Genomic DNA, 24,375 nt, shown 5'->3' on the forward strand with positions numbered 1-24,375 from the left:
TTAAATCACTTCTTTCTGCGGAATATTATTAGTTAGCCAGTCTTGAATTGAATGCACGGTAAAGTCGCTGTTCTTTTGTCCAATTAAGAACCCTTCAACGGTCTCCCATTCTGTAAAGACATGGAGACGATATTTTAATGCCATTTTACGTTTTTCAATTTCATCATTAGTTTTATCCTTGGATAAGCTTATTAAGGCGAGTGCATGATTATTTTGAACCCAATTATTATAATCAACATCCGTTGCTACCTTTATGCCTGCGTTAACAAGTGCACTTGTAATAAAGATTAGATAGTCTTCTGACAAACCGCTGCTGTCGATATATACCTCGTTTTTATCTGTAGATTTTTGCTCGTTCCAATGAAAAACTTTATAGTATGCTTCTTCCTTCGAGCTTGCAATAGCAATTCCTTCACCAGTAGATTTCATTTCTGGTCCAAGAATTGGATCTAAACCCGCAAGTTTTATTGTAGAGAAAACAGGAAATTTGATTGTAACATACGGACGATCAGGCAAAAGTCCACATTTTTCGGTAATATCCTTCAAGTATTTCCCAAGCAATAACTTTGTCGCAATTTGAATTACAGGTACACCTGTAACCTTACTTAATATAGGAACCGTTCTACTTGCACGAGGGTTTACTTCTAATACATAAACCACATCTCCCGATAGAACGAATTGAATATTCATGATTCCTTTAAAATTAAGTTCTGTTGCTATTCGTTTTGAATAGTCAACAATTAATTCTTTTTGTTTGTCAGTTATCGATACTGCTGGCAACATAGCTGTGCTATCGCCTGAATGAACACCTGCTTTTTCAACATGCTCAATAATTGTTGGAATTAGTATTTCACTGCCATCAGTAAGCACATCTACTTCAGCCTCTTTTCCTGCAACATAGGCATCCAAGAGGATCGGAAATACTTTATCCGTTTGATCTGCAATTAACAAATCTAATTCTTGCTTGGAATTTAGAATAATCATTCCTTTTCCACCAATTACATATGAAGGTCTTAGTAATATAGGAAAACCTATATTATGTGCCTTTTCTTTCAAATCATCAATATTATAGGCTGTTTCACCAGGAATATGTGGAACATTAACCTTCCTTAGCAATTGGTAAAAACGCTCGCGATCTTCTAATTGATCGATAATATCTTCACTTGTTCCGAGAATGTTAACACCAGCATTTTCTAATTGGGCAACTAAATTGATAGCTGTTTGTCCTCCAAATTGGACAATCACGTCATTAACACCCTCTACTTCAAGAACGTTAAGAACATCTTCAAGAGTTAATGGCTCAAAATATAAGCGGTCTGCCATTTCGTAATCTGTACTAACTGTTTCAGGATTGTTATTAATCATAATTGTTTCATAGCCTTCATCTTGAAGAGCAAGTACTCCATGAACTGAACTATAATCAAATTCAATGCCTTGACCAATCCGAATTGGACCTGAACCAAGGATACAGACTTTCTTACGTTCGCTTTGATGAACTTCACATTCCCCATAGTAACTAGAATAATAATATGGGGTATTCGCTTCAAATTCAGCCGCACAAGTGTCAACCATCTTATAGGCAGCTTTTATCTCTAAGTCTTTTCGAAGATTACGTAAAGCTAATTCATCGACTCCCCATACTTGCGCTAAATAAGCATCTGAAAAACCGTACTTTTTTACTTTCTTCATAAACGGTTCCGTTACCTTTTTATAAGAAGTTGTGTCAATTTCCTTTTCCAAGCTTATTAATCTCTCAAAACAATTTAAAAAGAAGGTATTTATTTTGGATTCAGCATGAATTTCAGACAATTCAATATTTCGTCTTAACAACTCCAACACTGCAAAGAAACGACGGTCATCCGCTTTTTTAACAATTGACCACAATTCGTCTGTATTTAATTTTTCTATATTAGCAAGCTTTAATCCAGTAGCACCTAATTCCAATGATCGAACACCTTTTTGAAGGGCACTTTCAAGATTACGGTCTATTGCCATTACCTCACCTGTTGCCTTCATTTGTGTTCCAAGAATTCTATTTGCACTTGGAAACTTATCAAAAGGCCAGCATGGGAATTTAACAACGACATAGTCCAATGCGGGTTCAAAGCTGGCATACGTATAGCCTGTTACAGGATTTAAAAGTTCATCTAATGTATAGCCTAAGCTCAATTTTGCAGCTATACGTGCAATCGGATAACCCGTTGCTTTAGAAGCTAAAGCAGAGGAACGACTTACACGTGGATTAACCTCAATAAGATAATAGTTCTTACTTACTGGATCTAGTGCAAATTGAATATTACAGCCCCCAATAATACCTAATGCGCGAATGATTTTTACAGATGCTGAACGTAGCATTTGATATTCTACATCCGTTAGAGTTTGTGATGGTGCAACAACAATTGAATCGCCAGTATGAATTCCTACCGGATCAATATTTTCCATGTTACATATTGTTATACATGTATCACTCGAATCGCGCATTACTTCATATTCAATTTCTTTAAAGCCAGCAATACTTTTTTCTACTAAACATTGTGTAATGGGACTTGCATCAAGACCACTGCGTACTAGGTCAGTATACGTCTCGAGATCATCTGCAATACCTCCACCGAATCCACCAAGGGTGTATGCAGGACGAACTATAATTGGGAATCCTACTTCATCGGCAAACTTTTTTGCCGCTTCCATATCTTCGACTATTTCACTATCCGGTACTGGTTCGTTTAATTCATGCATTAATGCTCGGAACGCTTCACGGTCTTCCCCTCTTTTAATAGATTCGATAGGGGTCCCTAATAGTTCGACATTATACTTTTCTAGAATCCCTTTTTCGTGTAAGGAAAATGCTAAGTTTAATCCTGTTTGCCCACCGAGTGTAGCTAACAATCCATCCGGTTTTTCTTTAATAATTATTTTTTCAATACTTTCAACAGTTAAGGGCTCGAAATAAACAGCATCTGCATTCGTTTCGTCTGTCATAATGGTTGCTGGGTTATTATTAACGAGGATGACGCGGCAACCTTCTTCCTTCAATGCTAAGCATGCTTGAGTACCCGCATAATCAAATTCAGCTGCTTGCCCGATTACAATAGGTCCTGATCCAATTACTAGTACAGAATGGATATGATTTGATTTAGGCATAAACTTTTTCGCTCCTTACACTATTCATCATTCCAATGAAATCATTAAATATGGTTACACTGTCGCTTGGTCCAGGGTGTGCTTCTGGATGAAATTGGACAGAAATAATGGGAAGACTGGAATGAATAATTCCCTCAACTGAACCATCATTAACATTTTTATATCGTACAGAAAAACCGGTATCTGCCAAACTATCTTCATCCACAACAAATGTATGGTTTTGAGATGTCATAAACACCTTCTTTTGTAGTAAATCAATTACTGGTTGATTAGCTCCTCGATGACCAAATTTTAATTTTTTAGTATTCCCGCCAAATGATAAACCGATTAATTGATGACCTAAGCATATTCCAAGTGTCGGATACTGCTTAATAATCTCCTTAATTACCGGGATATGAAACATCATTTGTTTCGGATCACCAGGTCCATTAGATAACATTACACCATCTGGCTTCAAGGATTGGATTGTTTCAAGTGATGTATCATAAGGTACAACCGTTACCTTACAACCAACATGATTTAGGGAAGTGACAATTGATTTTTTATAGCCAAAATCCATAAGCACCACATGATAATTTCCGTCACCAAATGTTTCAATTTTATCTGTTGAAACTTCTTTAATTAATAATTTCTCTTCAATAGATTTATAGCTCTCAAAATTTGCTTTTTCTAAAGAATGTACGAGCGCTCCACCCATTACACCTTGGTTTCTTATTCGTCTTACAACTGCACGTGTATCGACATTCGCTAAAATTGGAATGTTCCATTTTTCTAGATATTCTGCAAAGGTTTTTACAGATTCATAATGATGGCCTTCCAAACTATATTCGCTCAGTATCACACCTGAAACGTGTGGAATAACACTTTCAAAATCTGATTCATTTATTCCGTAATTACCGATTAAAGGATACGTAAATACAACTATTTGTCCTCTAAAAGATGGGTCAGTTACAACCTCTTGATATCCAGTCATGCCAGTGAAGAAGACGACTTCTCCTTCTAACGGTTGTTCTGGTGTGTGCCCGATCCAATTCCCTTCAAAGCTATCACCATTTTCTAATGCAAGATAACCTTTCATCTTCAGCACCTCCGTGACGTATAATTATTAACGTTCTAGTATTTTTATTCATAGAGTTTCAAAAAATATGCAGCCATTGATTAAGCCACAGTCTCCGTTTTAGTTAATATATTTTTAATCATATACACCGCTTTGTCAATCTCTTCCTTTGAAACTGTCAGCGGTGGAAGTAGACGAATCACTTTTGGACCTGCAACTAATGCAAGCAAACCTTGTTCACGTAATTCCGTAATAATCGAACCTACTTCAATTTCACAATGAATTCCAACCATTAAGCCTTTGCCTTTAATATCATTAACAAATGGAATATCAGCTAGTTCTTTGTTAAGCTGTTCGTTTAAGTAGTCACCTTTTTCTGTTACTTCTTTTAAGAAAGCTGGATCAAAAATCTGCTCTAGGGTTGCTTTCGCAGCGGTCATCGCTAACGGAGTGCCTCCAAAGGTCGATCCGTGTGAACCTGGATTAAACGTTTCTTTAAATTTCTCTTTACCAATCATAGCGCCAACTGGAAAACCGCTAGCAAGCCCTTTTGCAGATGTAATGATATCAGGTGAAAGACCGTAGTGTTGATATGCAAATGGTTTGCCTGTTCTGCCGATTCCTGTTTGCACTTCGTCAATAATAAAGAGTGCACCATATTTTTCACAAAGCTGCTGACATTTTTCTAAGAAACTTTGTTCCCCAGGGTTTACGCCACCTTCTCCTTGGATGACCTCTAACATAATAGCAGCTACACTTTCATCCATTTCGTTTTCGATTGATTCTTCATCATTATACGGTAGATATACAAATTGTTGAAGTAATTCTCCATATCCCGAATGAATTTTTTCTTGTCCTGTAGCCGACATTGTTGCAAATGTACGCCCATGAAAAGATTGTTTAAATGTTATTATTTTTGATTTTTGTGTATGCTTACGAGCTAATTTAATTGCTGCTTCGTTCGCCTCTGCACCACTATTACAGTAGAATACCAAATCACCGGAAGAGTTCTTTGTTAACAAATCAGCTACTTGCTGTTGCAGGCTTGATTGAAAAAGATTTGATACATGCCACACTTTATTTAACTGTTCTTCAAGCGCCTTTTGTACTTGTGGTGGTCTATGGCCCAAGTTACATACTGCAATACCTGAAATAAAGTCTAAATATTCTTTTCCATTTTGATCAATTACTTTTGTACCTTCTGCTTGAACAATTTCTATATTCCACCGAGCATAGGTTGGAAATACCGCTTCCATTTCCAAGTTCATCACCCACTTATTAGATTGAATTTACGTGTTCTTTAATAATTTTTGTTCCTATGATTTGACCGTTATTAACTATTTTAGAGCTTTTTCCGTCTACAATAATAATTTCTTGTAAATTTCCAGTTAACGAGTCTAGTGCCGATTTTACCTTTGGAATCATGCCGCCATATATTGTTCCATCTTCAATTAAAGATAGCACTTCTTGGGCTGTTAATACCGGAATCAGCTCACCGTCCTTTAAGATTCCAGGAACATCTGTTACAAATAATAGCTGATTGGCAGCTAAGCTTTTCGCAATGGCTCCGGCAGCTGTATCTGCATTAATATTAAACTTTTTATAATCATTATCTATACCAATAGGTGCAATAACAGGCACATAATTTAGAGTCAAAAGGTCATGTATTAAAGCACTATTAACATTTATAACCTCTCCTACGTAGCCAAGTTTATCGATGTCAATTGCTTTAACTTTTAAGAGTTCGCCGTCAACTCCTGACAACCCAATGGCTTTAACACCATTTCTTTGCATGTTTGTTACAACGTCTTTATTTACCCGACCTGCTAATACCATCTCAACAACATCCAATACTTCTTCTGTTGTCTTGCGCAGACCATCAACAAACTCTGATTCAACATTTAAATCTGACAATGTCTTCTTTATTTCAGGACCACCACCGTGAACAATCACGGGTTTCTTTCCAGTCTCCATTAGCTCTGCAATGCTCTGAAAAAAATCATCACTTAAATTTTCAAGTGTACTGCCACCACATTTAATTAGTACAATATCTTCCAATTTCACTCCCCCAATTTCAAAAGCGCAAGCGACCTGGTTAAGGGCGCTGGAGCTGGCTGTTCAAGCTCCAAGTTTTTATATATTATTTGACGTTCTAAAGCGTAAGCGCCAAAGCAAAAGTTATCCGCCTATCCTTGCGTCAACAGGCGGAAGATAAATTAACATGATCATATCTATTAAGTTCTATAACTAGCATTTATACGAACATAATCGTATGAAAGATCACAACCCCAAGCTTTTCCTTTACCTTCATTTAAGTTTAAATTCACTTTAATCATTACTTCTTTCTCACTTAAATAGGCAGTTGCGTCTTCTTCTGAAAATGGAATTGGTTGACCATTTTTCAGCATTTGAATATCGCCAATAAACACGTCTACTAAATCAGGATCAATAGTTACACCACTGTATCCTACTGCACATATTATTCGTCCCCAATTTGCATCCGCCCCATATACAGCTGTCTTAACTAAAGAAGAACCGACAACACTTTTAGCAACTTTGCCCGCATCTTCATCTGTAAGTGCGCCTTCGACCTGTACTTCAACTAACTTAGTCGCACCTTCGCCATCTTTAGCGATTTCTTTAGCTAAATCTTCACAAGCTAACTTTAAAGCCTGATAAAAAATTGGCCATTCAGGATGTGTTGGTGATAAAGTATCATTTCCAGCTAATCCGTTTGCCATTACAACGACCATATCGTTAGTAGACGTATCACCATCCACCGTTATCCGATTAAAAGTTTGATTGGTAATCTCTCTTAAAGTATTTTGCAAAACATTGGATTCAATCGCTGCATCAGTCGTTACAAAGCCTAGCATTGTTGCCATGTTCGGATGAATCATACCAGAACCTTTGGCTGCGCCTGCAATCGTAACGGTTCTATCGTTTATTGTAAACTCATAACACGTTGTTTTCGGAACTAAATCAGTTGTCAAAATGGCTGAACTAAAGTGTTCGCCGCCCACTACATCATGAACGGGCATTAATTCTCCAATACCAGCTACAATCTTCTCTATTGGCAACAATTCGCCAATAACACCGGTTGATGCTACAGCTACATAGTGCTCAGGAATATTAAATTTAGATGCTGTCGTATGTCTCATTTTATAAGCATCTTCTTCACCTTGCTTGCCAGTACATGCATTTGCATTACCACTATTACAAACTATAGCTTGAAGTTTATATTCTGTATTAATACTTTCTTTTGTAACCTTTAATGGAGCGGCCTGAAATGAATTTAATGTATAAACGGCTGCACAACTTGCAGGAACTTCACTAAGAATAAGTCCTAAATCACGTTTATCTTTTTTTCTTACTCCTGCAAATACTCCAGTTGCCATAAATCCTTTGGGACTTGTAACTGTTCCGTTTTGGAGTTTCTTAATGTATGCACTCTCCGTTTTCAATACCAAGATTGTTCTCTCCTTTAACACTTCAAATTATTGAAGAAGTATTTAATTTCACTTCAGTTTATTAAACTATTAAGATGAATGTTCTATGGATATACCGGTACAAAATTTAACCCTGTACGTTCATCTATCCCTAGCATTATGTTTAAATTTTGAATGGCCTGCCCTGCAGCGCCTTTTACTAAATTGTCAATTACCGAAACAATCATGATTCTATTTGTTCTTTCATCGTAAGCAATGCCAATATCACAGTAATTAGAACCGTAAACCTCTTTGGTTGATGGGAAATGACCTTGTGGCCTAACCCTTACAAACGGACAATCTGCGTATATTTCCTTATATAAGTTTATTAGATCAACAGTAGTTGTTGCTGTCTTCGCACTCGCATAAATAGTCGCCATTATTCCTCGGCTCATCGGTACAAGATGAGTACTAAAACTAATTGGCTTTATTTCGGAATTCCAGCCATTTAATACCTGTTCAATTTCAGGTATATGTTGGTGCTGATTTACCTTGTATATTTTAAAGTTATCATTCATTTCGGTAAAATGAGTTACAGGAGAAGGCGAGCGACCTGCACCTGATACGGCTGACTTAGCATCTACAATAATTGAATTTTCTTCAATAAGGTTATTCTGAACTAGAGGAGCAATTCCTAATAAAGTTGCAGTAGGATAGCACCCAGCATTAGCAATTATATTGGCTTGCTTTACTTCCTCTTTAAACCATTCTGCCAATCCATAGGCTGATTTTAAAATAATATCTTCAGGCGCAGCAGATTTTTTATACCATTTTTCATAATCATCAGTATTCTTAAGTCTTAAATCACCAGACAAGTCTATTACTTTAAGACCTTCACTAGCTAACTGTGGCGTTAATTTACTTGAAATACCAGATGGAGTTGCTAAAAATACAAGATCTACATTCTCTGCCATTTTAGCAGGCTCAATATCTTCTAAACTATGATCAACAATATGTTGAAGATGAGAGTAGCTATCAGTAAATGGAGTGCCTTGTTGTGAAGAGGAGTGTAAGGATACAACTTCTACCTCCGGATGATGATTTAATAATCGTATTAATTCAGCTCCACCATAACCCGTTGCTCCTACTATCGCTATTTTCATCATGATCCCCCTAAAAAATCTAATCCTTTATTATTTGAAATTATTTAATATTATATATTTGCATAAAAATAAAATCAAATGTATTTTTATTAATTTTTTATTTTTTTTACAATTCAGCTTAATTATTTACCAATGTTGGATATAAATAACATCAATCACGTTTTTTGAAAAGTTTTTGAGAATTTTGTGAACATATTTATAATACGTGATAATTATCACACCGAGTTCTTCAGATGATATTTATAATTAAAAGAAGTTACTAAATACTAGTTTACCAATTATAAAGGGGGATCTCACATGCACTCACAGTTTCTTAAACAAATAGATATTTTTAAAAACCTCCCTGACCATGTGATTGAAATTCTGAGTTCTAAAGTGAAGACATCTACTCACAAGAAACATGATTTTATATTCCATGAATCGGACCAGGCAAGAGCTGTTTACTTTGTAAAAAGAGGAGTTGTTAAACTAAAAAAGATTAATTCCCAAGGTAAGGAATTAATTGTTTGTATAAAACGAGATGGCAATATTTTTGCAGAGGCATCATTATTTACTGAACCAGACTCACACTATCCTGCAACAGCTCAAATGTTGTCTGACGGTGAAGTCTTATATTTAATGACAAGTGATTTACAAGAATTAATGTCAATCAACCCAGATGTTTCAATTGAAATGATTCGTTTTATGAGCACTCAGTTACGATCATTTACAGAAACATTAAGGGACATTGCCTTACTGGACGTCTATGGAAAAACTGTAAAAGCGATTGAAAAGCTTGCACGCGATTTTGGAAATAATATGCACGGTGGAGTCAAAATTGAATTATCCTTATCAATCCAGGAGCTCGCTAATATAGTCGGCTCAACACGTGAAAGTGTTAGCAGAGTCCTTTCTAAATTAAAAGAACAAGATCTAGTAAGCATGGATGATAAAAATATCGTGATTAACAATTGGTGTGGTTTTTGTACAATGTTCCCTGATCAACACGAATCAAAGCTAGAGAATTGGGGTTAATAATTGGGTATTTCGTCTAGACATGGTAAAACCAACACATACCACAAGTAAGAGACCAAGTCATTTGATATGGTCTCTTACTTGTAGTAGTAGTTCCTTTCCCAACGAATAAAAAAACTGGACAAGTAGGTACAAAAAAAAGCGCCAGTGGCACTTATCAAAAAAGGGGGTTAAATATATATTTATTATCCACCAATAGCGGACATAACACGTGTTGTCGGATTTCCATTCTCAAAGCTATCTTCACCCATTTTGTGACGTTCAGGTTTAATAAATAGAGCTTTTTTAAATGCATTAATTAACTGTTCTTCATTATCTATAAATTGTTTTAAAGAAACTTCATCTTGCCAGAATAAGCATGGTTTTAAGTATCCATCTGCCGTTAATCTTAATCGATTACAGTTATCACAAAAGTTGCACGAAATTGGGTGTATTAAACCAAATTTACCTACTCCATTTTCAAATGAATACTGTTGAGCAGGGCCTGTTACATTTTGTTTATTCAATAAATGATACGGCCTAATACCTTTTGCTATCTCTTCTACAATTTCTAATGACTGATATTGGTTACTCCAAATAGTGTTATCTGTTCCAATGGGCATATATTCAATAAAACGAATTTCAATCGGCTCACGAATTGACCATCGTAAAAATTCTTCTACTTCATCTAGATTAAAATCTTTCATTAAGACTACATTTAACTTTACAGGATGAAATCCAAGATCTATTGCAGTTTGAATGCCGTCCAATACTTGATCTAGGCTACCATCTCTTGTTATATAGGAAAACTTATTTTCGTTCAATGAATCTAAACTTATATTCACACGATCTAAACCTGCTTCTTTTAATTCTCTTCCGTATTTACTTAAAAATACGCCATTTGTTGTTAAAGCAATATCTTCAATATTTGAATTTGATTTTATTCCTGAGATAAGCTGTGGCAAATTTTTTCGTAATAACGGCTCGCCACCTGTAATTCTAATTTTCCGAACCCCTAATTCAGAGCCCACCTTAACGATTTTAAGTATTTCTTCATCCGTTAATATTTTTGAGTAATCCATACATTGGTGTTGACCATCTGGAACACAATAATGACATCTAAGATTACAGCGATCGGTTACTGATATTCGTAGATAATCATGGTAACGGCCATATCTATCGACTAAGTTTATCCGCTTATTCATCCTACCACTCTCTTTTCAAAAGAAAGAGAACTTCCTCTTTCTTTAATATTGATACAAAATTAATGACAATCTATAAAATGAAACATATTATTTTTACCTAATGGAATCTATAGTTTTCATTGTAGCTTAAACCATTTGTAAAACAGTGTGAATTTAATCACGTTCCTTGTTACTTTCACTAATTGTTCACATATCCAATACCTAAATAGCGTTAAATTTGTATTAATCGTCAATAAATTGTCATATGTTTATTCAATCTATCCACCAACTAGCGATTATAATTATATCTATGCATAAACACTGTGGAGACGGTGTAAATGAATAAACCTGAAAGCACTTGACTACTTTGTTTATATACCTTTAACTATAAAATATAATGAGAATTTTGACGAAATGCGTCGAAGAGGGGTTTTGTAAATGCTTAATACAAACATCGTAACTCAAAACCAAATGTCTAAAGACTTGACTGAATTATTAAATTCAGTTGATCATACTATAAAGGTTCAAAAAGGCACCTTTTTATTTCAGGAAGGTATGCCTGCTACTGAATTGTATATATTACGTTCGGGAAGAATTCAGATTAGTAAAATATCTCCCGATGGAAAAGAATTATCATTACGAATCGCCAAAGTTGGGGACATTGTGGGCGAACTTACGCTTTTCACAAACGAGGCAAAATACTTGCTAAACGCTAAGGTCTTAGAAAATGGCGAGGTTGCTGTAGTGAAAAAAGAGACATTAGAAAAAGAATTACTCAAGAACGGACAAATAGCTTATGAGTTTATGAAATGGATGAGCGATCATTTTAGAAAAACACAAACTAAATTTAGGGACCTTGTTCTTCATGGTAAAAAAGGTGCACTTTATTCAACATTAATTCGAATGTCAAACAGCTATGGAATAAAAAATAAAGATGGAAGTGTTTTTATCGATCTTCCTTTAACAAATCAGGAGCTTGCAAACTTTTGCGGTACCTCTAGAGAGAGTGTAAACCGCATGTTAAGTGATCTCCGTAAAAATGATATTATTTCTATTAATAAAACAAAAATCACAATTAATAACCTCCAATATCTTAGAGATGAAATTAATTGTGAAGGATGTCCTCCTGAACTTTGTAGTATCGAGTAACACAAAAAGCTAAATCAACCTCATTTCCCCCGTTGTCTACGTCCTGTGGACATCGGGGGAATTTTATCTAGACTTTTCATCCTAGGCAAGCACCGGCTAAAACCGCCACGTCTTGCGGCGTTGCCAATAATTAGCAATTAGAGCTCTTTGACCTAGAGCGGGTGGACGCTGGGCTGGATTGCACTAGTTTTGTTAATATTATAAAAATACTGCCATAATACCTAAGAAAAAAGCTGAATTAACAATCTCTAAAATGCCTATTTCCTTCGGAGTCAATGCCTTTCCAACACACCATATTGCACGAATCATACTTGGAATATATGCAAGAGCTAACAGTGGATAACCAAATACTGAAACAATGATAATAACGCTTAAATGAAAACCCCATGAAATCCAGCGAAAAGCTGGATTTTTCTTTTCTCTAATTAATGTTTTCACAAAAAATGCACTGCCCATAAAGAATAATAGTGAGCAAACCCAAATTAATATTGCATGCTCTGAAATAATACCTTGTCCAACATAATAACTGGCAACACCACCTATTCCAAATGCCGCAATCGCACTAAAATCATTAAGTAATGCCCTTTCCTGATTTCGTTTCGCATAATAAATATTAATCAGGAAGAACGGTGCCATAGCTAGTCCAAAATAAATAAGCTGTGGTACATAAATAACCGGGATAATTAATGATGCTATTGCAATCCCACCATAAATCCCTGTCCATTTTAGATGTAACTTTTTTTGCTTGCCTTTAAAGAGCATAATAAAAGGATAAGTAGCTAAATAAAGCATTAACCATCCAATAAATAATGATATGTGTAACCAGCTTGGCCCGCCAATCACCATTCCTAGTACAAAAGGTAAAATTAACATGGCCCATGCCCCATGCTGTTTAGGTAACAATAATTTCATCAACCTCACCTCTTGCTATATATTTTATCATTTAGAAATACATATCCAAATTTCTACAAGTACCAATATTTCGTCAGTCCTTAGATTGTCATTTAGACCCACTTATCATATTTCTAGTTTCCTGGCTTCACACTCCTCAAAGCACTTCAGCTGAAGTAAATTTTTCTAACCGATAAAAAGTCGGCAGTTTACCTTCTGCCGACTATATAATAACTAATTATGATAGAAAGCATTTTGAAATTTAGGAGCTAGACCTAAAATTATTCCTGCTAGGCTGTTTAAACTTGTTCTTGTTTCTTCCTTAACGCTTTAGGTATATATACACAGAATGGTTCACTTTCTAGATAATCACCTGTCATTGCATACGCTCTAGACCTTGAACCGCCGCATACATGTCTAAATTCACATACGCCGCACTTTCCTTTGTACATATCCGGGTTACGTAAAGACTTGAAAATGGGTGATTGACGATAAATTTCAGCTATTGGAGTTTCTCTAATATTTCCAGCCTTTACTGGTAATAATCCACTTGGATAGACATCCCCAATATGTGAAATAAATACAAATCCATTTCCATCATTTACACCTTTTGGTGCACGACCTAGTCCATCAATTGTACCTGTTGAACCATGCATTAATGCATCTTCATAATTAATACCGTCGTTATCTGTAAGATTTTCTCTCATCTTGTTCTGAATAACCACTCTTCGATAATGTTGAGCTGCAGTTGTTTTAATATCAAATTTAACTCGTTTGCTCAATTTATACAACCACGTGAAAACTTGTTCATGTTGTACTGGCGAAATCATGTCTGATTCTTGGCCACGTCCCGTTGGTACTAAGAAAAATACACTCCATAATACACAATCTAATTCTTCGATCAGCTTTGCCATTTCATCTAATACATCAATATTATAACGAGAGATGACAGTATTAATTTGAATCGGGATTTCCAGTTCATGTAAATATTTGATAGCTTTCATTGTGAGATCAAATGAGCCGTTCGTACCTCTAAAATGATCATGTATCTCGGCTGTTGGTCCATCTAGACTAAAGGCCCAACGCGCAAGACCAACTTCCTTCGCTTTTTCTATTGCTTCTTTTGTCACATTGGGTGTTGCACTTGGTGTCATGGATACACGAACACCTTTTTTTATCGCATAATCAGCAATATCGTATACATCCTCACGCATCAGTGGATCTCCACCGGTAAATACTAACATTGGATTATTCATTTCATATATATCATCTATTAGTTTTTTTCCTTCTTCAAACGATAACTCGCGAGGATCGCGTTTATATTGCGCCTCAGCGCGACAGTGTAGACATTTTAGCTGACAAGCTCTTGTTAACTCCCATATAACAATAAATGGATCTTTATGATAATCACGACTAAACACGTGAATCCACTCCTTCTCTGTAAAACTATGAATACATTTTACAGTTAACAACAAGCTAATTATGTGACATATATCACATATCATGGAGTGTTCACAAAGTTGTACCTTAATTAATAGATCAAAGTTAACATATGAAAATACAAATATAGTAAGAAATATATAACTCAAATTTAATAAATGTTGTATTATCAGTTATTATGTTTTTTTGTTTTTTCAACCTGTATGAGATTTGATACAATATAATTAAATACATTCAAATATATAAACATATATAGTACGGAAATAACGATATATAAAAGGGTGGAATAAAATGTCATCAATTTCAATTACAAAGCTGCTCCATAGTTTTACAATTTTTAAAGAATTAACCGATGATGAGTTACAACCCATTATTGATATCTCCCAAACAAGAACTTTTGAACCAAGGACACATGTTTTTATGCAGGGGGATCCACTTGATCGTGTATTTTTCATTCATAGTGGGAAAGTTAAAATCTACAAAACGGATTTTAACGGCAAGGAACAAATTGTTTCTGTATTAAAAGACGGTGATATGTTTCCACATGTTGGCTTTTTCCGTAAAGGTGAATTTCCGGCACATGCAGAAGTATTAGAACCATCTAGTATAGTTGTCATACCAATTGCTAATTTCGAACAAATTCTTGTTAAATATCCAGAGGTAAGTATTAAATTATTCAGAGTTATGGGAGAAAAAATAATCGATCTCCAAGAACGCCTTGAAGAACAAATATTATCTAATACTTATGAACAAATCATAAAACTACTTCTACGTTTAAGTCATGACCACGGAGTTCCGATTAATGGTGATGAAAAAAAATTATTAATTACTACTCCCTTTACAAATCGGGAATTAGCTAATATGATTGGAAGTTCACGAGAAACAGTCAGTAGAACTTTAAATCAACTTAAAAAGAAAGAACTGCTCAATACAAATTCAGAAGGTCTATATATTATAGAAATCGAAAAATTAAAAGATCAATTATTTTAGCTAAAGTCAACCATTGGTTGGCTTTTTTTTATGAAATACCCTTCCATAATATTCAAGTACCCTTCATTTCGAACATTTTGTTTAATTCGTGATTTATATCACTTAATTATCAAATGAAAATGGTTATCATAAGAGCATAAGTTAATCTTTAGCTGTCGGAGGTGACACCATGAATGGACTAGCGGGTCTTTCTAAAACAGAAACAAATATAAAATTGCCATTTTCCTTTATATTTTATAGTTTACTAGCATTCGCAGGCTCTCAATTTGCATTAATTTTTAGCGGAGATTTGATCGTAAATGGAGCATTTCGAATTCCACCACTATGGATGGCTGCCCATTTTTTATTACTAGGTTGGGCATTAATGGTTGCCATGGGTTCTATGTATCAATTAGTTCCGGTCGCTTTTTTAACACCCATTTGGAGTGAAAAATTTGGATTTGCTCAGTTTGGCGTGACAGCGATTGGCATTACAGGATTTTCGTTGTCGCTTGGTTATTACCCTAAGTTTATTTTACTTACTGGTGTAATTACTATTGTAGGGATTTTGATGTTTCTAGTTCAGATGTTTATGACACTGAGGAAACAAGCTGAAAAGAATATACTAACGTTATTTGTTGGTAGTGCTTTATTGTCACTTCTCATTACGATTACTTTAGGAATATTACTCGCAGCAAGTGTAGGCGGGTATATCGGACTGAATAATCACGAAACGATTCTAAAAACGCATATATTGTTTGGTGTCGCAGGATGGTTTACATTATTGATTTTCGGCTTTTCTTATAAAATGGTTCCGATGTTCTCATTATCTCACGGTTTCTCTATGAAGCTATCTAAACCCTTATTTGTAATCTATTTTGTAGGCTTGCTCAGTACTGCGATCTCATTTTGGACTAATCAAGCTATACTTTTCCAGTTAGGAATGCTATTGCTGTTGATTGGTTTCTCTTTATTCGTATGGAATATGAAAGAAATCATTAATAAACGATTAAAAAAGAAACTGGATAATCCCTTTATATTTTCACTTATCGCAATTCTAATTGGATGGGTTATTCATCTAGCTGCAGCTGTTGCATCTTTTATATCAATATCTTCATTTGTTTATGGAGTACTTATTTATATTTATATCATCGGTTGGATTGTTTTTAGTATTATCGGCTACCTATTTAAAATCGTTCCTTTCTTATGGTGGACACACCGATATAGCAAGGAAATGGGTAAACCTAACGTACCAACCCTAAAACAATTAATGAATGATAAACTGGGAACCAATTTATTTATTTTATTCTTTGTATGTATGCTTGGAATGGTTATTTCGTTTGCTTTTCAATTAACTAATTTATATACCACTTTTCAAATATTATTAGCTATTGTTTCCACAGTATTTAGTATTGCAATTATGGTTGTTGTAAAAAAATAAACCTTTGGAGGAATTTAAAATGAACTTAAAAGAGATGGTTATGAAAGAATTAGAATCTGTAATTGATCCTGAATTAGGAGTAAATGTAGTAGACTTAGGGCTTATTTATGAAGTAGATATCGATGATAACCATAACGTGGATATTACGATGACGTTAACAACCCCAGGTTGTCCACTGCACGACAGCATTACAAACGGTGCTAAGTTTGTAGTTGAAGCACTTGAAGAAGTTAAAAATGTTCAAGTCAATCTTGTATGGGAGCCAGCTTGGTCTCCTGATAGAATGAGTGAACGTGCAAGAAATTGGTTAGGCGCTTAATTAGATTAGGCAAAAGCCCTACCTTTCCTTAAGTACAGCTCACATTCGTTGAGTTATTGACGAAGAAGCTGGTCTTTATTGAAGTCAGAACGTACAAAAATTCTAAATGATTATCAATGTTACTAAACTTTAAAATTACTATAACTGGAGTGAGCATAATGACTGAACAAATTAATAAAGTAGTTGAACTTGATGTCAGAGAAGATATCCAAAACAAGCAAGATCCATTTCAAAAAATTATGTGCACCATTGAGACATTTAATAGTGGAGATACTTTAATATTATACGCTCCATTTAAACCTACTCCTCTTCTTGGTGTACTTGGTTCTAAAGGTTATACTTCCGAGACAGAAGAACTTGCTCAAGATTACTGGAAAGTAACCTTTATAAAAGGTTAATAAGGAGGAAATCTTTATGATTTTAGATAATCGCGGTCTTGAGCCACCACAACCTATGATGAGAACACTTCTTGAACTTGAACGCTTAGAAGTTGGCGAAGAACTTATAATCATTAACGATCGTCGTCCAATGTTTCTTTATCCAGAGCTAGATGAAAAAGGTTTTTTTCACCAGACTATTGAAATTGAGGATGGGAGTTTTCAAATTACTATCACAAAGAAAGATTAATTCGTGCAGTGCAAATCTTTACGAGAGCTTTCTCTAACTTACTAAACTGCACAAAACATCGCCTTTAGCATGCACAGGGCGATGTTTGTTTGTATCTAAAATTATCATAATCATAGAAACTAAATTTACCAATATTCCTAGTAGCAAGAACCAAAGTTTAGTATTTTTTATTCTATCAGGTGGAGATAAACGGAGAAGTAAATTCCCTTAAATGTTAACGAATTTATGGTGTCTTTAAATTGACTTTATTACATAGCAATGGTATTCTATAAGTGACCGTTTGCTACATATGTAAGTTTAAGTAATAATGAAACGTCGGTGTTTTTACAGTCATTTGTGTTCTGTCTCCGATGATACATAGGTTATATTGAATTTATATAAGTTGTCAATGGTTTTAGATTACAAGCACAAAGAACGTGCAAGGATTTAGGAGGCAAACACATGCAAAATGGTAAAGTAAAATGGTTTAACAGCGAAAAAGGTTTTGGATTTATCGAAGTTGAAGGCGGAGACGATGTATTCGTTCACTTCTCAGCTATTCAAGGTGAAGGTTTCAAAACTTTAGAAGAAGGTCAAAACGTTGAATTCGAAATCGTTGAAGGCAACCGTGGACCACAAGCTGCTAACGTTGTAAAATTATAATTAACTAACAAAAGATATTAAGGATGCTCCAAATTAATTTGGAGCATCCTTTTTTGTAAATATTATTAATAGTCTTGACAGCACAAATCAGTATCAGTCTACTTTTAAAGTGTGCTTCTTAACGTTCTGTTGAAGATAATCTTTTGAAAATGCATTTTCGTACTTACCTTTTTTGCTGCTTTGTACAAATCGCTTAAGGAACCAATCTCGCTATACAAGATACTATTTTTGTAGTTTGTTAGATTTACGGGGTGAATTTTTTTTCAGCCTAATTATTGTTTTTTAAGCTACAATACAAAAAAATAGAACCTAGTCTAGAAAGGTTCTATCATTCATACATTTTTTAAATCATCCGCCACTAACAGGCGGTATAAGTGCAATCGTATCTCCCGAGGTTAGCTGTACATCATCTTCAGCATATTCCTCATTCACTGCAACCATAACTGATTGAAGATTTAAGTTGTATTTTTCTTCTAGCTTTTGTTTTAATTCCTGTACAGTAATTGGACTATCCGCCGACCAAGAAATATTCGATTCACCCACTGCCTCTTGAAGATGCGCAAAAAATAACACGTTAATCATGATTCCATATCCTCCTTCTCTGGTTTACCAGATGGATATGCCTTTTGTTCAAGTTGATCTCCTATCCAAAGTTCTCCATCTTCCCAATGTTCTTTTTTCCAAATTGGTACAATTTCTTTGATTCGCTCGATAGCATAACGACTTGCTTCAAATGAATCTGCTCGATGCGGTGTTGATACTGCAATCACTACGGCAATATCGGAGATCTCAAGGCGACCAATTCGATGTGTAATGGCTGTAACTGATTCAGGCCACTTTTCTTGAATTTCCCTACCAATTTGAGCAAGTTTCTTCTCAGCCATTGACACATAGGCATCATACTCTAAGTAAAGCGTCTTCTTTCCTTTTGTTAATTCACGAACCGTACCAATAAATGTATTAATGGCGCCTGCGTTACGTCGAACTACTTTATTTGATACTTCCTCAATGGAAATAGGATCTTTCGTTATTAAAAATAGCGATTGAGTCAATCATATCCTTCCTTTCAAATTAGATACAATCCATTCGATATAGTCGTTTTCAGCACTAATATTAAAACAGGGAATCCCTGCATCACTTTTTACAGCCTTTGACCAAGATATTACTAAAACAATCTGCGTTAATTTATTGAGAAGTATCATATCTTCTTCAGATCTAATCAACACTATTTTTGGAAAATTTGCTTTCTTGAATCCTTCTACCACTATTAAATCGAGTGATAGTTTATTATAAAAAGAGAGCATGTCATCGATTGACCATCCCGTTGGACTATGTGCATGTAATTGAAATACCCCATCACCTTCAACACCTGTTACAACAGCACCCGCATGACGATGTTTTTCACTATCTTTGCCTTTATCAAATACATCGGGAAAACCACCATGGCCATGGTGCTTTAGAGTCCCTACTCGAAAGTTTTCATTCATTAATGCGTGTACAATTTTTGTAACTAATGTTGTCTTTCCGCTATTCTGAAAACCAACAATTTGTAGGACTGGGGTTTCTAATTCCACGGCCATTCGCTGCCTTTTTCATCTTCTAATAGTAGTACTTTAACTTGATCACCAGGTCCATAACCTCTCGTTCCACCAGGTAAAATCATTAAAGAATCTGCATCGACTAAAGAAGTGACGACATTTGACTTATCTAGTCCAGATGGTTGAACATATACTCGACCGTCCTTATAAAGGATTGTACTTCTAACAAATCTGGTAAATGGATTGGCCTTAGTGAAATCGCTATCAAGTATTGCTTCTATCATTTGAAGATGCGGTTTTCGCGAACGATACCAACTTCTAATAATCGGTCTTACAAACAATTCAAATCCTACAAAGCATGCAGATGGATTACCAGACAATCCAAATAATAGCTTGCCATCATATTCAGCAACTGTTGTTACACTGCCTGGACGCATAGCAATTTTATTAAAAAGAATAGTTGCGCCTAATTTTTTATAAATTTCAGGTAGGTAATCATAATCACCGACAGAAACACCGCCAGTGGTTATTAATATATCAACCTCATTTAAGGATGCCTTAATTGCATCATAGCACTTATCGAAATCATCTTCTAATTTCCCATAATACTTTGATGTTGCATGTGCACGATTAATTTGTGAATTTATCATATAGGCATTGCTGTTACGTATTTTTCCAGGCTGTAAAGGCTCGTCCACATCTAAAAGTTCAGTGCCAGTAGCATATAAACCAACAATTGGTTTTTTCACCACTGGGACTTTAGCGTAACCAAATGTTGCAAGTAAAGCCTTAATTCCAGGATTAACACAACGCCCACTTTCAACAAGAATATCCCCTTCTTTGGTTTCCGATCCTTGATATGAGACATTATCCCCTGGCTTGAATGGACGTTTAATTACCATAAAGTCTTTTCCTTCACGCGTTACATCTCTTGCTAATTCAAGCATAACTACAGCATTACACCCTTTTGGCATCAGGGCACCTGTCATAATTCTAATCGCCTGAAACGGCTTAATGTCTTTCGTTGCGATGTGACCTGCTCCGATTTCTTCTATAACTTCGAATTCAACAGGATTCGTTTGTGACGCACTTACACTATCTTCAGCTCGTATTGCAAATCCATCATATGGAGCACGATCAAATGGGGGAATATCATGGCTTGCTTTAACTGGCACAGCCAGGTATCGATTATCGCTATCCTTAATTGAAATATATTCAATATCACCTTGTCTACTATAATTCATTACTCTACTAACTGCTTCACTAACTTGTATTGGGTCTCTTTTATCTAGCACGTCTGAGCCTCCTCTAGGGGGATTAGGATTATGTATGACTAATTTTAATTATACCGCTAAATCCATACTATGATATTGCTCACTTCTTACAATTTTTTGTCCTTATAATATAAATTATATAAAAGCTCCTTCATAAATCCAATTAGAATGTTAGCGCTAATCAGATAATAAAGGAGCTTCTTTAGCCTTAAGAAATGGTCAAAACTTCATATTGACTTGATAACTCAATAAACTTATCCATTCCACTAATTTCCCCTGCAGTAATCTTATCAGAAACCTCATAATAATCGGCACATGTTTTACAAGCCAGAACAGCTACCCCTTGATCCGCCAATTCTTTTAAATGTACTGAAACGAGCGATTGATCTGTCATCGTTAAAACGCCACGATTCATACAAAAAACAGCCCTAGGTTTCTTTTCCTGTTGTTTCAAAAGAGTAAAATATGTCTCAAGAACACCTTCCCCAAGTTGTCTATCTCCTTGTCCTAACTGATCAGATAAAAGCAAAATAATTTTATTTTCCAAATTCCTTATCCCCTTTTAGCTTTAATCTGGAATACCTAATGCTATCTTCGCATAGCGGCTCATTTTATCTTTTGACCAAGGAGGATTCCAAACAATATTTACCTTTGTTTCTTTAACCTCTGGTAAATCAGCTAATACACGTTTAACATCTGACTCAATTTGAGGTGCAAGTGGACACCCCATTGAAGTTAATGTCATTGTAACTGTTAAGACCCCTTCATCATCTAGTTCAAGACCATAAACCAACCCAAGATTAACAATATCAACACCTAATTCTGGGTCCAATACATTTTCTAAAGCACCATATATATTCTCTTCAAGAGCTTTTTCCATTAATATTCTCCTTTCAATTACCTTATTTTTCATTATACAAAAAAGGATTAGGGATAGATACGATTACACCTAATTTAAATAAAATTCTTAAACCATTTTATTGTTTCAAGTATTCCCTCTCTTGTTACCTTATGACCTGCATTGGGATCAGAGATAAATTTTATATGTTCAGAATAATTTATATATTGCTCTTTTTTTACTATATTGTAAAATTCATAAACAAAATGATGTGGCACAGTATTATCTACTTCACCATGCCAAATTAATAAAGGTCGTTTTTGAAGACGGTCTGGTGCAAGGGTTATGTCATACTGTTGTAAGGAGCCAATTTTTTCTTCTAATTCTGACGTCGTAAACGGCAAAGAAATATTTTGTTCCTTCAAATGTGTAAGTTGCGCTTGTAAGTATTGCACATATGCAGGACAGCCCATTAAAGACACAGCTGCTTTAATCCAGTCATATTGTTTTAATGCTCCAAACGTAACAATTGCTCCCATAGACACACCCGCTAAACCAATTCGACATTCATCTACTATTTGTCTATTTATTAGCTCTTTTCTTATCAAATCTAATTCATCTATAGTATTAACTACAAGATCCCAAAAATACAGATAGAGCTTTGGTATTTCACTGTTCGTTCTTTCGCCATGCCCTTTTACTTCAGGTAAAATTACTCTAAATCCATTTTGTGCTAATAAATATGCAAAATGCAAATTATTTTCTTTTGCACTTGTAAACCCGTGAATAAAAATTATTAAAGGAAGCTTTTCTTCCCATAAATCTTGTTTAGCAATATGTAATGATGGGATATTAGCAATTTTTTCATGACTTATGTTGTACATTTATTTGTACTCCTTTTTAAATCTTGCTGAATTTTAATATATTATAATTATCCTACCATTTTTTCCTATATGTTTAAAGAAAATGGCATTACCTGTTGAATTAGCCATTTCTTTTCCAACTTGTCTAACAAAACAAGTCTGATTAAGCTCTTTTTAGCATATACTAAAATACTAACTCACAAAGCATCAACTTGCTGCTATTTCCAATAACTCCAATTCCTTCAATATCTTCTATCCAAAGCCTTAGATTAGACAAACTTATTATTAAAACATAAAATTACTTTAATAATACGAAAATCACTTGTGAAAGGAATTTTTGTTATATGAAACAACATTTGATTGCTCTGGATCTTGATGGCACATTATTAACTGATGAAAAAACCATTTCTGACCGTACATTAAAAACAATACAGGAAGTTCGTCATCGTGGACATGTAGTGATGATATCCACAGGACGACCATTTCGTGCAAGTCAAATTTATTATCAACAATTGCAGCTAGATACACCAATCGTTAATTTTAATGGTGCACATATTCATCATCCTAAAGATGAGACGTGGGGTAATTATCATAGCCCGATGGACTTAGATGTGGCTAAGCAAATTATTGATACTTGCAATAAATTTAATATTTATAATATATTAGCCGAGATCAAAGATGACGTTTATATACATTATTATGATGAAACGATTATGGAAATAGTTTCAATGGGAAATCCGCTAATACAAACGGGCAGCTTAGCAGATACGCTAAAATTCGACCCAACCTCCATCTTAATTCATCCTAATAAAAATGATGTTGAAACTATACGTCATTACTTGTCTAAGGAACTAGGCACCTTAATTGACCATCGTAAGTGGGGAGCACCGTGGCACGTTATTGAAGTGGTAAAGTCAGGAATTAATAAAGCGGTTGGTGTAAGTAAGGTTGCAGACAGCTTTAATATTCCACCCGAAAGGATAATTGCCTTTGGTGATGAAGATAATGATCTTGAAATGTTAGAGTTTGCAGGGTATGGTGTCGCAATGGGAAATGCAATAGAGGAAGTAAAATCAATAGCTAATGAAATTACAGAAACTAATGAGGAAGATGGATTAGCTGCATATCTAGAGGAGTTTTTTGACATATCTATTTAACATTTTTTTTCATTGAATTGTTTGAATAACAGCCCCTTTAATGATTTAAAATAAGCATGAGTCTTATCGTTGTGACTCATTGTAGCTAATCATAAGGGGGAATTGCCATGACAAAGAAAAGTAAATCCAAACGTTTTTACCAGCAAAGTGCGGATGCTATCAAGCTTCATAGTGAAAAAATTCCTTATCACCTTACATTTGCGGAAGCAGAAGAAAGAGGACGCAAGCAAGATTCTAATCAACCACTTGGAGGCTTTTAAT

At 35.0% G+C, this 24,375-nt stretch carries 26 protein-coding genes; 10 read left to right on the forward strand and 16 right to left on the reverse strand.

All coding sequences use genetic code 11. From position 1 onward, the window contains the following. The 6 genes from C1724_RS13910 to argC all read right to left on the reverse strand — a co-directional run bounded on the left by C1724_RS13910 (position 1) and on the right by argC (position 8,789). Positions 1-3,141, reverse strand: a complete 3,141-nt coding sequence (locus tag C1724_RS13910; protein WP_102347356.1) for a carbamoyl phosphate synthase large subunit — start codon at positions 3,139-3,141, stop codon at positions 1-3. Then, entirely contained in the window at positions 3,134-4,219 is a 1,086-nt protein-coding gene (locus tag C1724_RS13915; protein WP_102347357.1) for a carbamoyl phosphate synthase small subunit, read from the reverse strand. The genes C1724_RS13910 and C1724_RS13915 overlap by 8 nt, the downstream gene beginning before the upstream one ends. 80 nt (positions 4,220-4,299) lie before the next feature. Next, complete coding sequence (locus C1724_RS13920; RefSeq protein WP_102347938.1) at positions 4,300-5,454, reverse strand: acetylornithine transaminase; 1,155 nt, start codon at positions 5,452-5,454, stop codon at positions 4,300-4,302. 22 nt (positions 5,455-5,476) lie between these two features. Continuing rightward, on the reverse strand, positions 5,477-6,256 hold the full coding sequence (gene argB / locus C1724_RS13925) for an acetylglutamate kinase (RefSeq protein ID WP_102347358.1): 780 nt from the start codon (positions 6,254-6,256) through the stop codon (positions 5,477-5,479). Positions 6,257-6,432: 176 nt separating this feature from the next. Beyond that, on the reverse strand, positions 6,433-7,671 hold the full coding sequence (gene argJ / locus C1724_RS13930) for a bifunctional glutamate N-acetyltransferase/amino-acid acetyltransferase ArgJ (RefSeq protein WP_374703464.1): 1,239 nt from the start codon (positions 7,669-7,671) through the stop codon (positions 6,433-6,435). Positions 7,672-7,751: 80 nt separating this feature from the next. Next, a complete protein-coding gene (gene argC, locus C1724_RS13935; RefSeq protein WP_180994278.1) occupies positions 7,752-8,789 on the reverse strand; it encodes an N-acetyl-gamma-glutamyl-phosphate reductase in 1,038 nt (345 codons plus the stop codon). A 297-nt stretch (positions 8,790-9,086) separates the two neighbouring features. On the opposite strand from argC, the gene C1724_RS13940 reads away from it, so the two are divergent. Next, positions 9,087-9,803 (forward strand): Crp/Fnr family transcriptional regulator, encoded by a 717-nt coding sequence (locus C1724_RS13940; RefSeq protein ID WP_102347361.1) that lies wholly within the window; start codon positions 9,087-9,089, stop codon positions 9,801-9,803. Positions 9,804-9,988: 185 nt separating this feature from the next. Here C1724_RS13940 and moaA read toward each other — a convergent pair whose 3' ends face one another. Next, positions 9,989-10,987 carry a GTP 3',8-cyclase MoaA gene (gene moaA / locus C1724_RS13945; RefSeq protein ID WP_102347362.1) on the reverse strand — a complete coding sequence of 333 codons (999 nt, stop codon included), beginning with the start codon at positions 10,985-10,987 and terminating at the stop codon, positions 9,989-9,991. Positions 10,988-11,419: 432 nt separating this feature from the next. Here moaA and C1724_RS13950 point away from each other — a divergent pair, with 432 nt between their 5' ends. Beyond that, entirely contained in the window at positions 11,420-12,115 is a 696-nt protein-coding gene (locus tag C1724_RS13950; RefSeq protein WP_374703465.1) for a Crp/Fnr family transcriptional regulator, read from the forward strand. A gap of 198 nt (positions 12,116-12,313) precedes the next feature. Here the strand turns inward: C1724_RS13950 and C1724_RS13955 are convergent, their stop codons facing one another. Beyond that, positions 12,314-13,027, reverse strand: coding sequence for a YwiC-like family protein (locus C1724_RS13955; RefSeq protein WP_102347364.1), 714 nt, complete (start codon positions 13,025-13,027; stop codon positions 12,314-12,316). 278 nt (positions 13,028-13,305) lie between these two features. After that, the gene (locus tag C1724_RS13960) at positions 13,306-14,427 is read right to left on the reverse strand and encodes a TIGR04053 family radical SAM/SPASM domain-containing protein (RefSeq protein WP_102347365.1); all 1,122 of its coding nucleotides are present in this window, start codon (positions 14,425-14,427) and stop codon (positions 13,306-13,308) included. 310 nt (positions 14,428-14,737) lie between these two features. Between C1724_RS13960 and C1724_RS13965 the strand changes: the two genes are divergently transcribed. The 6 genes from C1724_RS13965 (at position 14,738) to cspD (ending at position 18,444) form a co-directional block, all read left to right on the forward strand. Then, a complete protein-coding gene (locus tag C1724_RS13965) occupies positions 14,738-15,436 on the forward strand; it encodes a Crp/Fnr family transcriptional regulator (RefSeq protein ID WP_102347366.1) in 699 nt (232 codons plus the stop codon). 169 nt (positions 15,437-15,605) lie between these two features. After that, positions 15,606-16,856, forward strand: coding sequence for a hypothetical protein (locus C1724_RS13970; protein WP_102347367.1), 1,251 nt, complete (start codon positions 15,606-15,608; stop codon positions 16,854-16,856). Between the two features lie 19 nt (positions 16,857-16,875). Continuing rightward, entirely contained in the window at positions 16,876-17,175 is a 300-nt protein-coding gene (locus C1724_RS13975; protein ID WP_102347368.1) for a metal-sulfur cluster assembly factor, read from the forward strand. 158 nt (positions 17,176-17,333) lie between these two features. Then, positions 17,334-17,573, forward strand: coding sequence for a DUF2249 domain-containing protein (locus C1724_RS13980; protein ID WP_102347369.1), 240 nt, complete (start codon positions 17,334-17,336; stop codon positions 17,571-17,573). Positions 17,574-17,589: 16 nt separating this feature from the next. After that, positions 17,590-17,802 (forward strand): DUF2249 domain-containing protein, encoded by a 213-nt coding sequence (locus tag C1724_RS13985; protein WP_102347370.1) that lies wholly within the window; start codon positions 17,590-17,592, stop codon positions 17,800-17,802. A gap of 441 nt (positions 17,803-18,243) precedes the next feature. Next, entirely contained in the window at positions 18,244-18,444 is a 201-nt protein-coding gene (gene cspD / locus C1724_RS13990) for a cold-shock protein CspD (protein ID WP_102347371.1), read from the forward strand. Positions 18,445-18,792: 348 nt separating this feature from the next. Here cspD and moaD read toward each other — a convergent pair whose 3' ends face one another. The 7 genes from moaD to C1724_RS14025 all read right to left on the reverse strand — a co-directional run bounded on the left by moaD (position 18,793) and on the right by C1724_RS14025 (position 22,978). Continuing rightward, complete coding sequence (gene moaD, locus C1724_RS13995) at positions 18,793-19,026, reverse strand: molybdopterin converting factor subunit 1 (RefSeq protein ID WP_102347372.1); 234 nt, start codon at positions 19,024-19,026, stop codon at positions 18,793-18,795. Then, positions 19,023-19,496 carry a molybdenum cofactor biosynthesis protein MoaE gene (locus C1724_RS14000; protein ID WP_102347373.1) on the reverse strand — a complete coding sequence of 158 codons (474 nt, stop codon included), beginning with the start codon at positions 19,494-19,496 and terminating at the stop codon, positions 19,023-19,025. Before C1724_RS14000 ends, moaD begins: the two co-directional genes overlap by 4 nt. Continuing rightward, on the reverse strand, positions 19,497-20,024 hold the full coding sequence (gene mobB, locus C1724_RS14005; RefSeq protein ID WP_258000397.1) for a molybdopterin-guanine dinucleotide biosynthesis protein B: 528 nt from the start codon (positions 20,022-20,024) through the stop codon (positions 19,497-19,499). Continuing rightward, positions 20,009-21,277, reverse strand: a complete 1,269-nt coding sequence (locus tag C1724_RS14010; protein WP_102347374.1) for a molybdopterin molybdotransferase MoeA — start codon at positions 21,275-21,277, stop codon at positions 20,009-20,011. The genes mobB and C1724_RS14010 overlap by 16 nt, the downstream gene beginning before the upstream one ends. Before the next feature lie 187 nt (positions 21,278-21,464). Further along, positions 21,465-21,803, reverse strand: a complete 339-nt coding sequence (locus tag C1724_RS14015; RefSeq protein ID WP_102347375.1) for a DsrE family protein — start codon at positions 21,801-21,803, stop codon at positions 21,465-21,467. 21 nt (positions 21,804-21,824) lie between these two features. Continuing rightward, positions 21,825-22,136, reverse strand: coding sequence for a metal-sulfur cluster assembly factor (locus C1724_RS14020; protein ID WP_102347376.1), 312 nt, complete (start codon positions 22,134-22,136; stop codon positions 21,825-21,827). A gap of 74 nt (positions 22,137-22,210) precedes the next feature. Beyond that, positions 22,211-22,978, reverse strand: coding sequence for an alpha/beta fold hydrolase (locus tag C1724_RS14025; protein ID WP_102347377.1), 768 nt, complete (start codon positions 22,976-22,978; stop codon positions 22,211-22,213). Between the two features lie 323 nt (positions 22,979-23,301). On the opposite strand from C1724_RS14025, the gene C1724_RS14030 reads away from it, so the two are divergent. Both C1724_RS14030 and C1724_RS25670 read left to right on the forward strand, forming a co-directional pair. Next, entirely contained in the window at positions 23,302-24,114 is an 813-nt protein-coding gene (locus tag C1724_RS14030; protein WP_102347378.1) for a Cof-type HAD-IIB family hydrolase, read from the forward strand. A gap of 107 nt (positions 24,115-24,221) precedes the next feature. Further along, a complete protein-coding gene (locus C1724_RS25670; protein ID WP_180994279.1) occupies positions 24,222-24,374 on the forward strand; it encodes a hypothetical protein in 153 nt (50 codons plus the stop codon). Position 24,375: the final 1 nt, after the last annotated feature.

The sequence above is a fragment of the Bacillus sp. Marseille-P3661 genome (assembly GCF_900240995.1).
Lineage (GTDB): Bacteria > Bacillota > Bacilli > Bacillales > Bacillaceae_J > OESV01.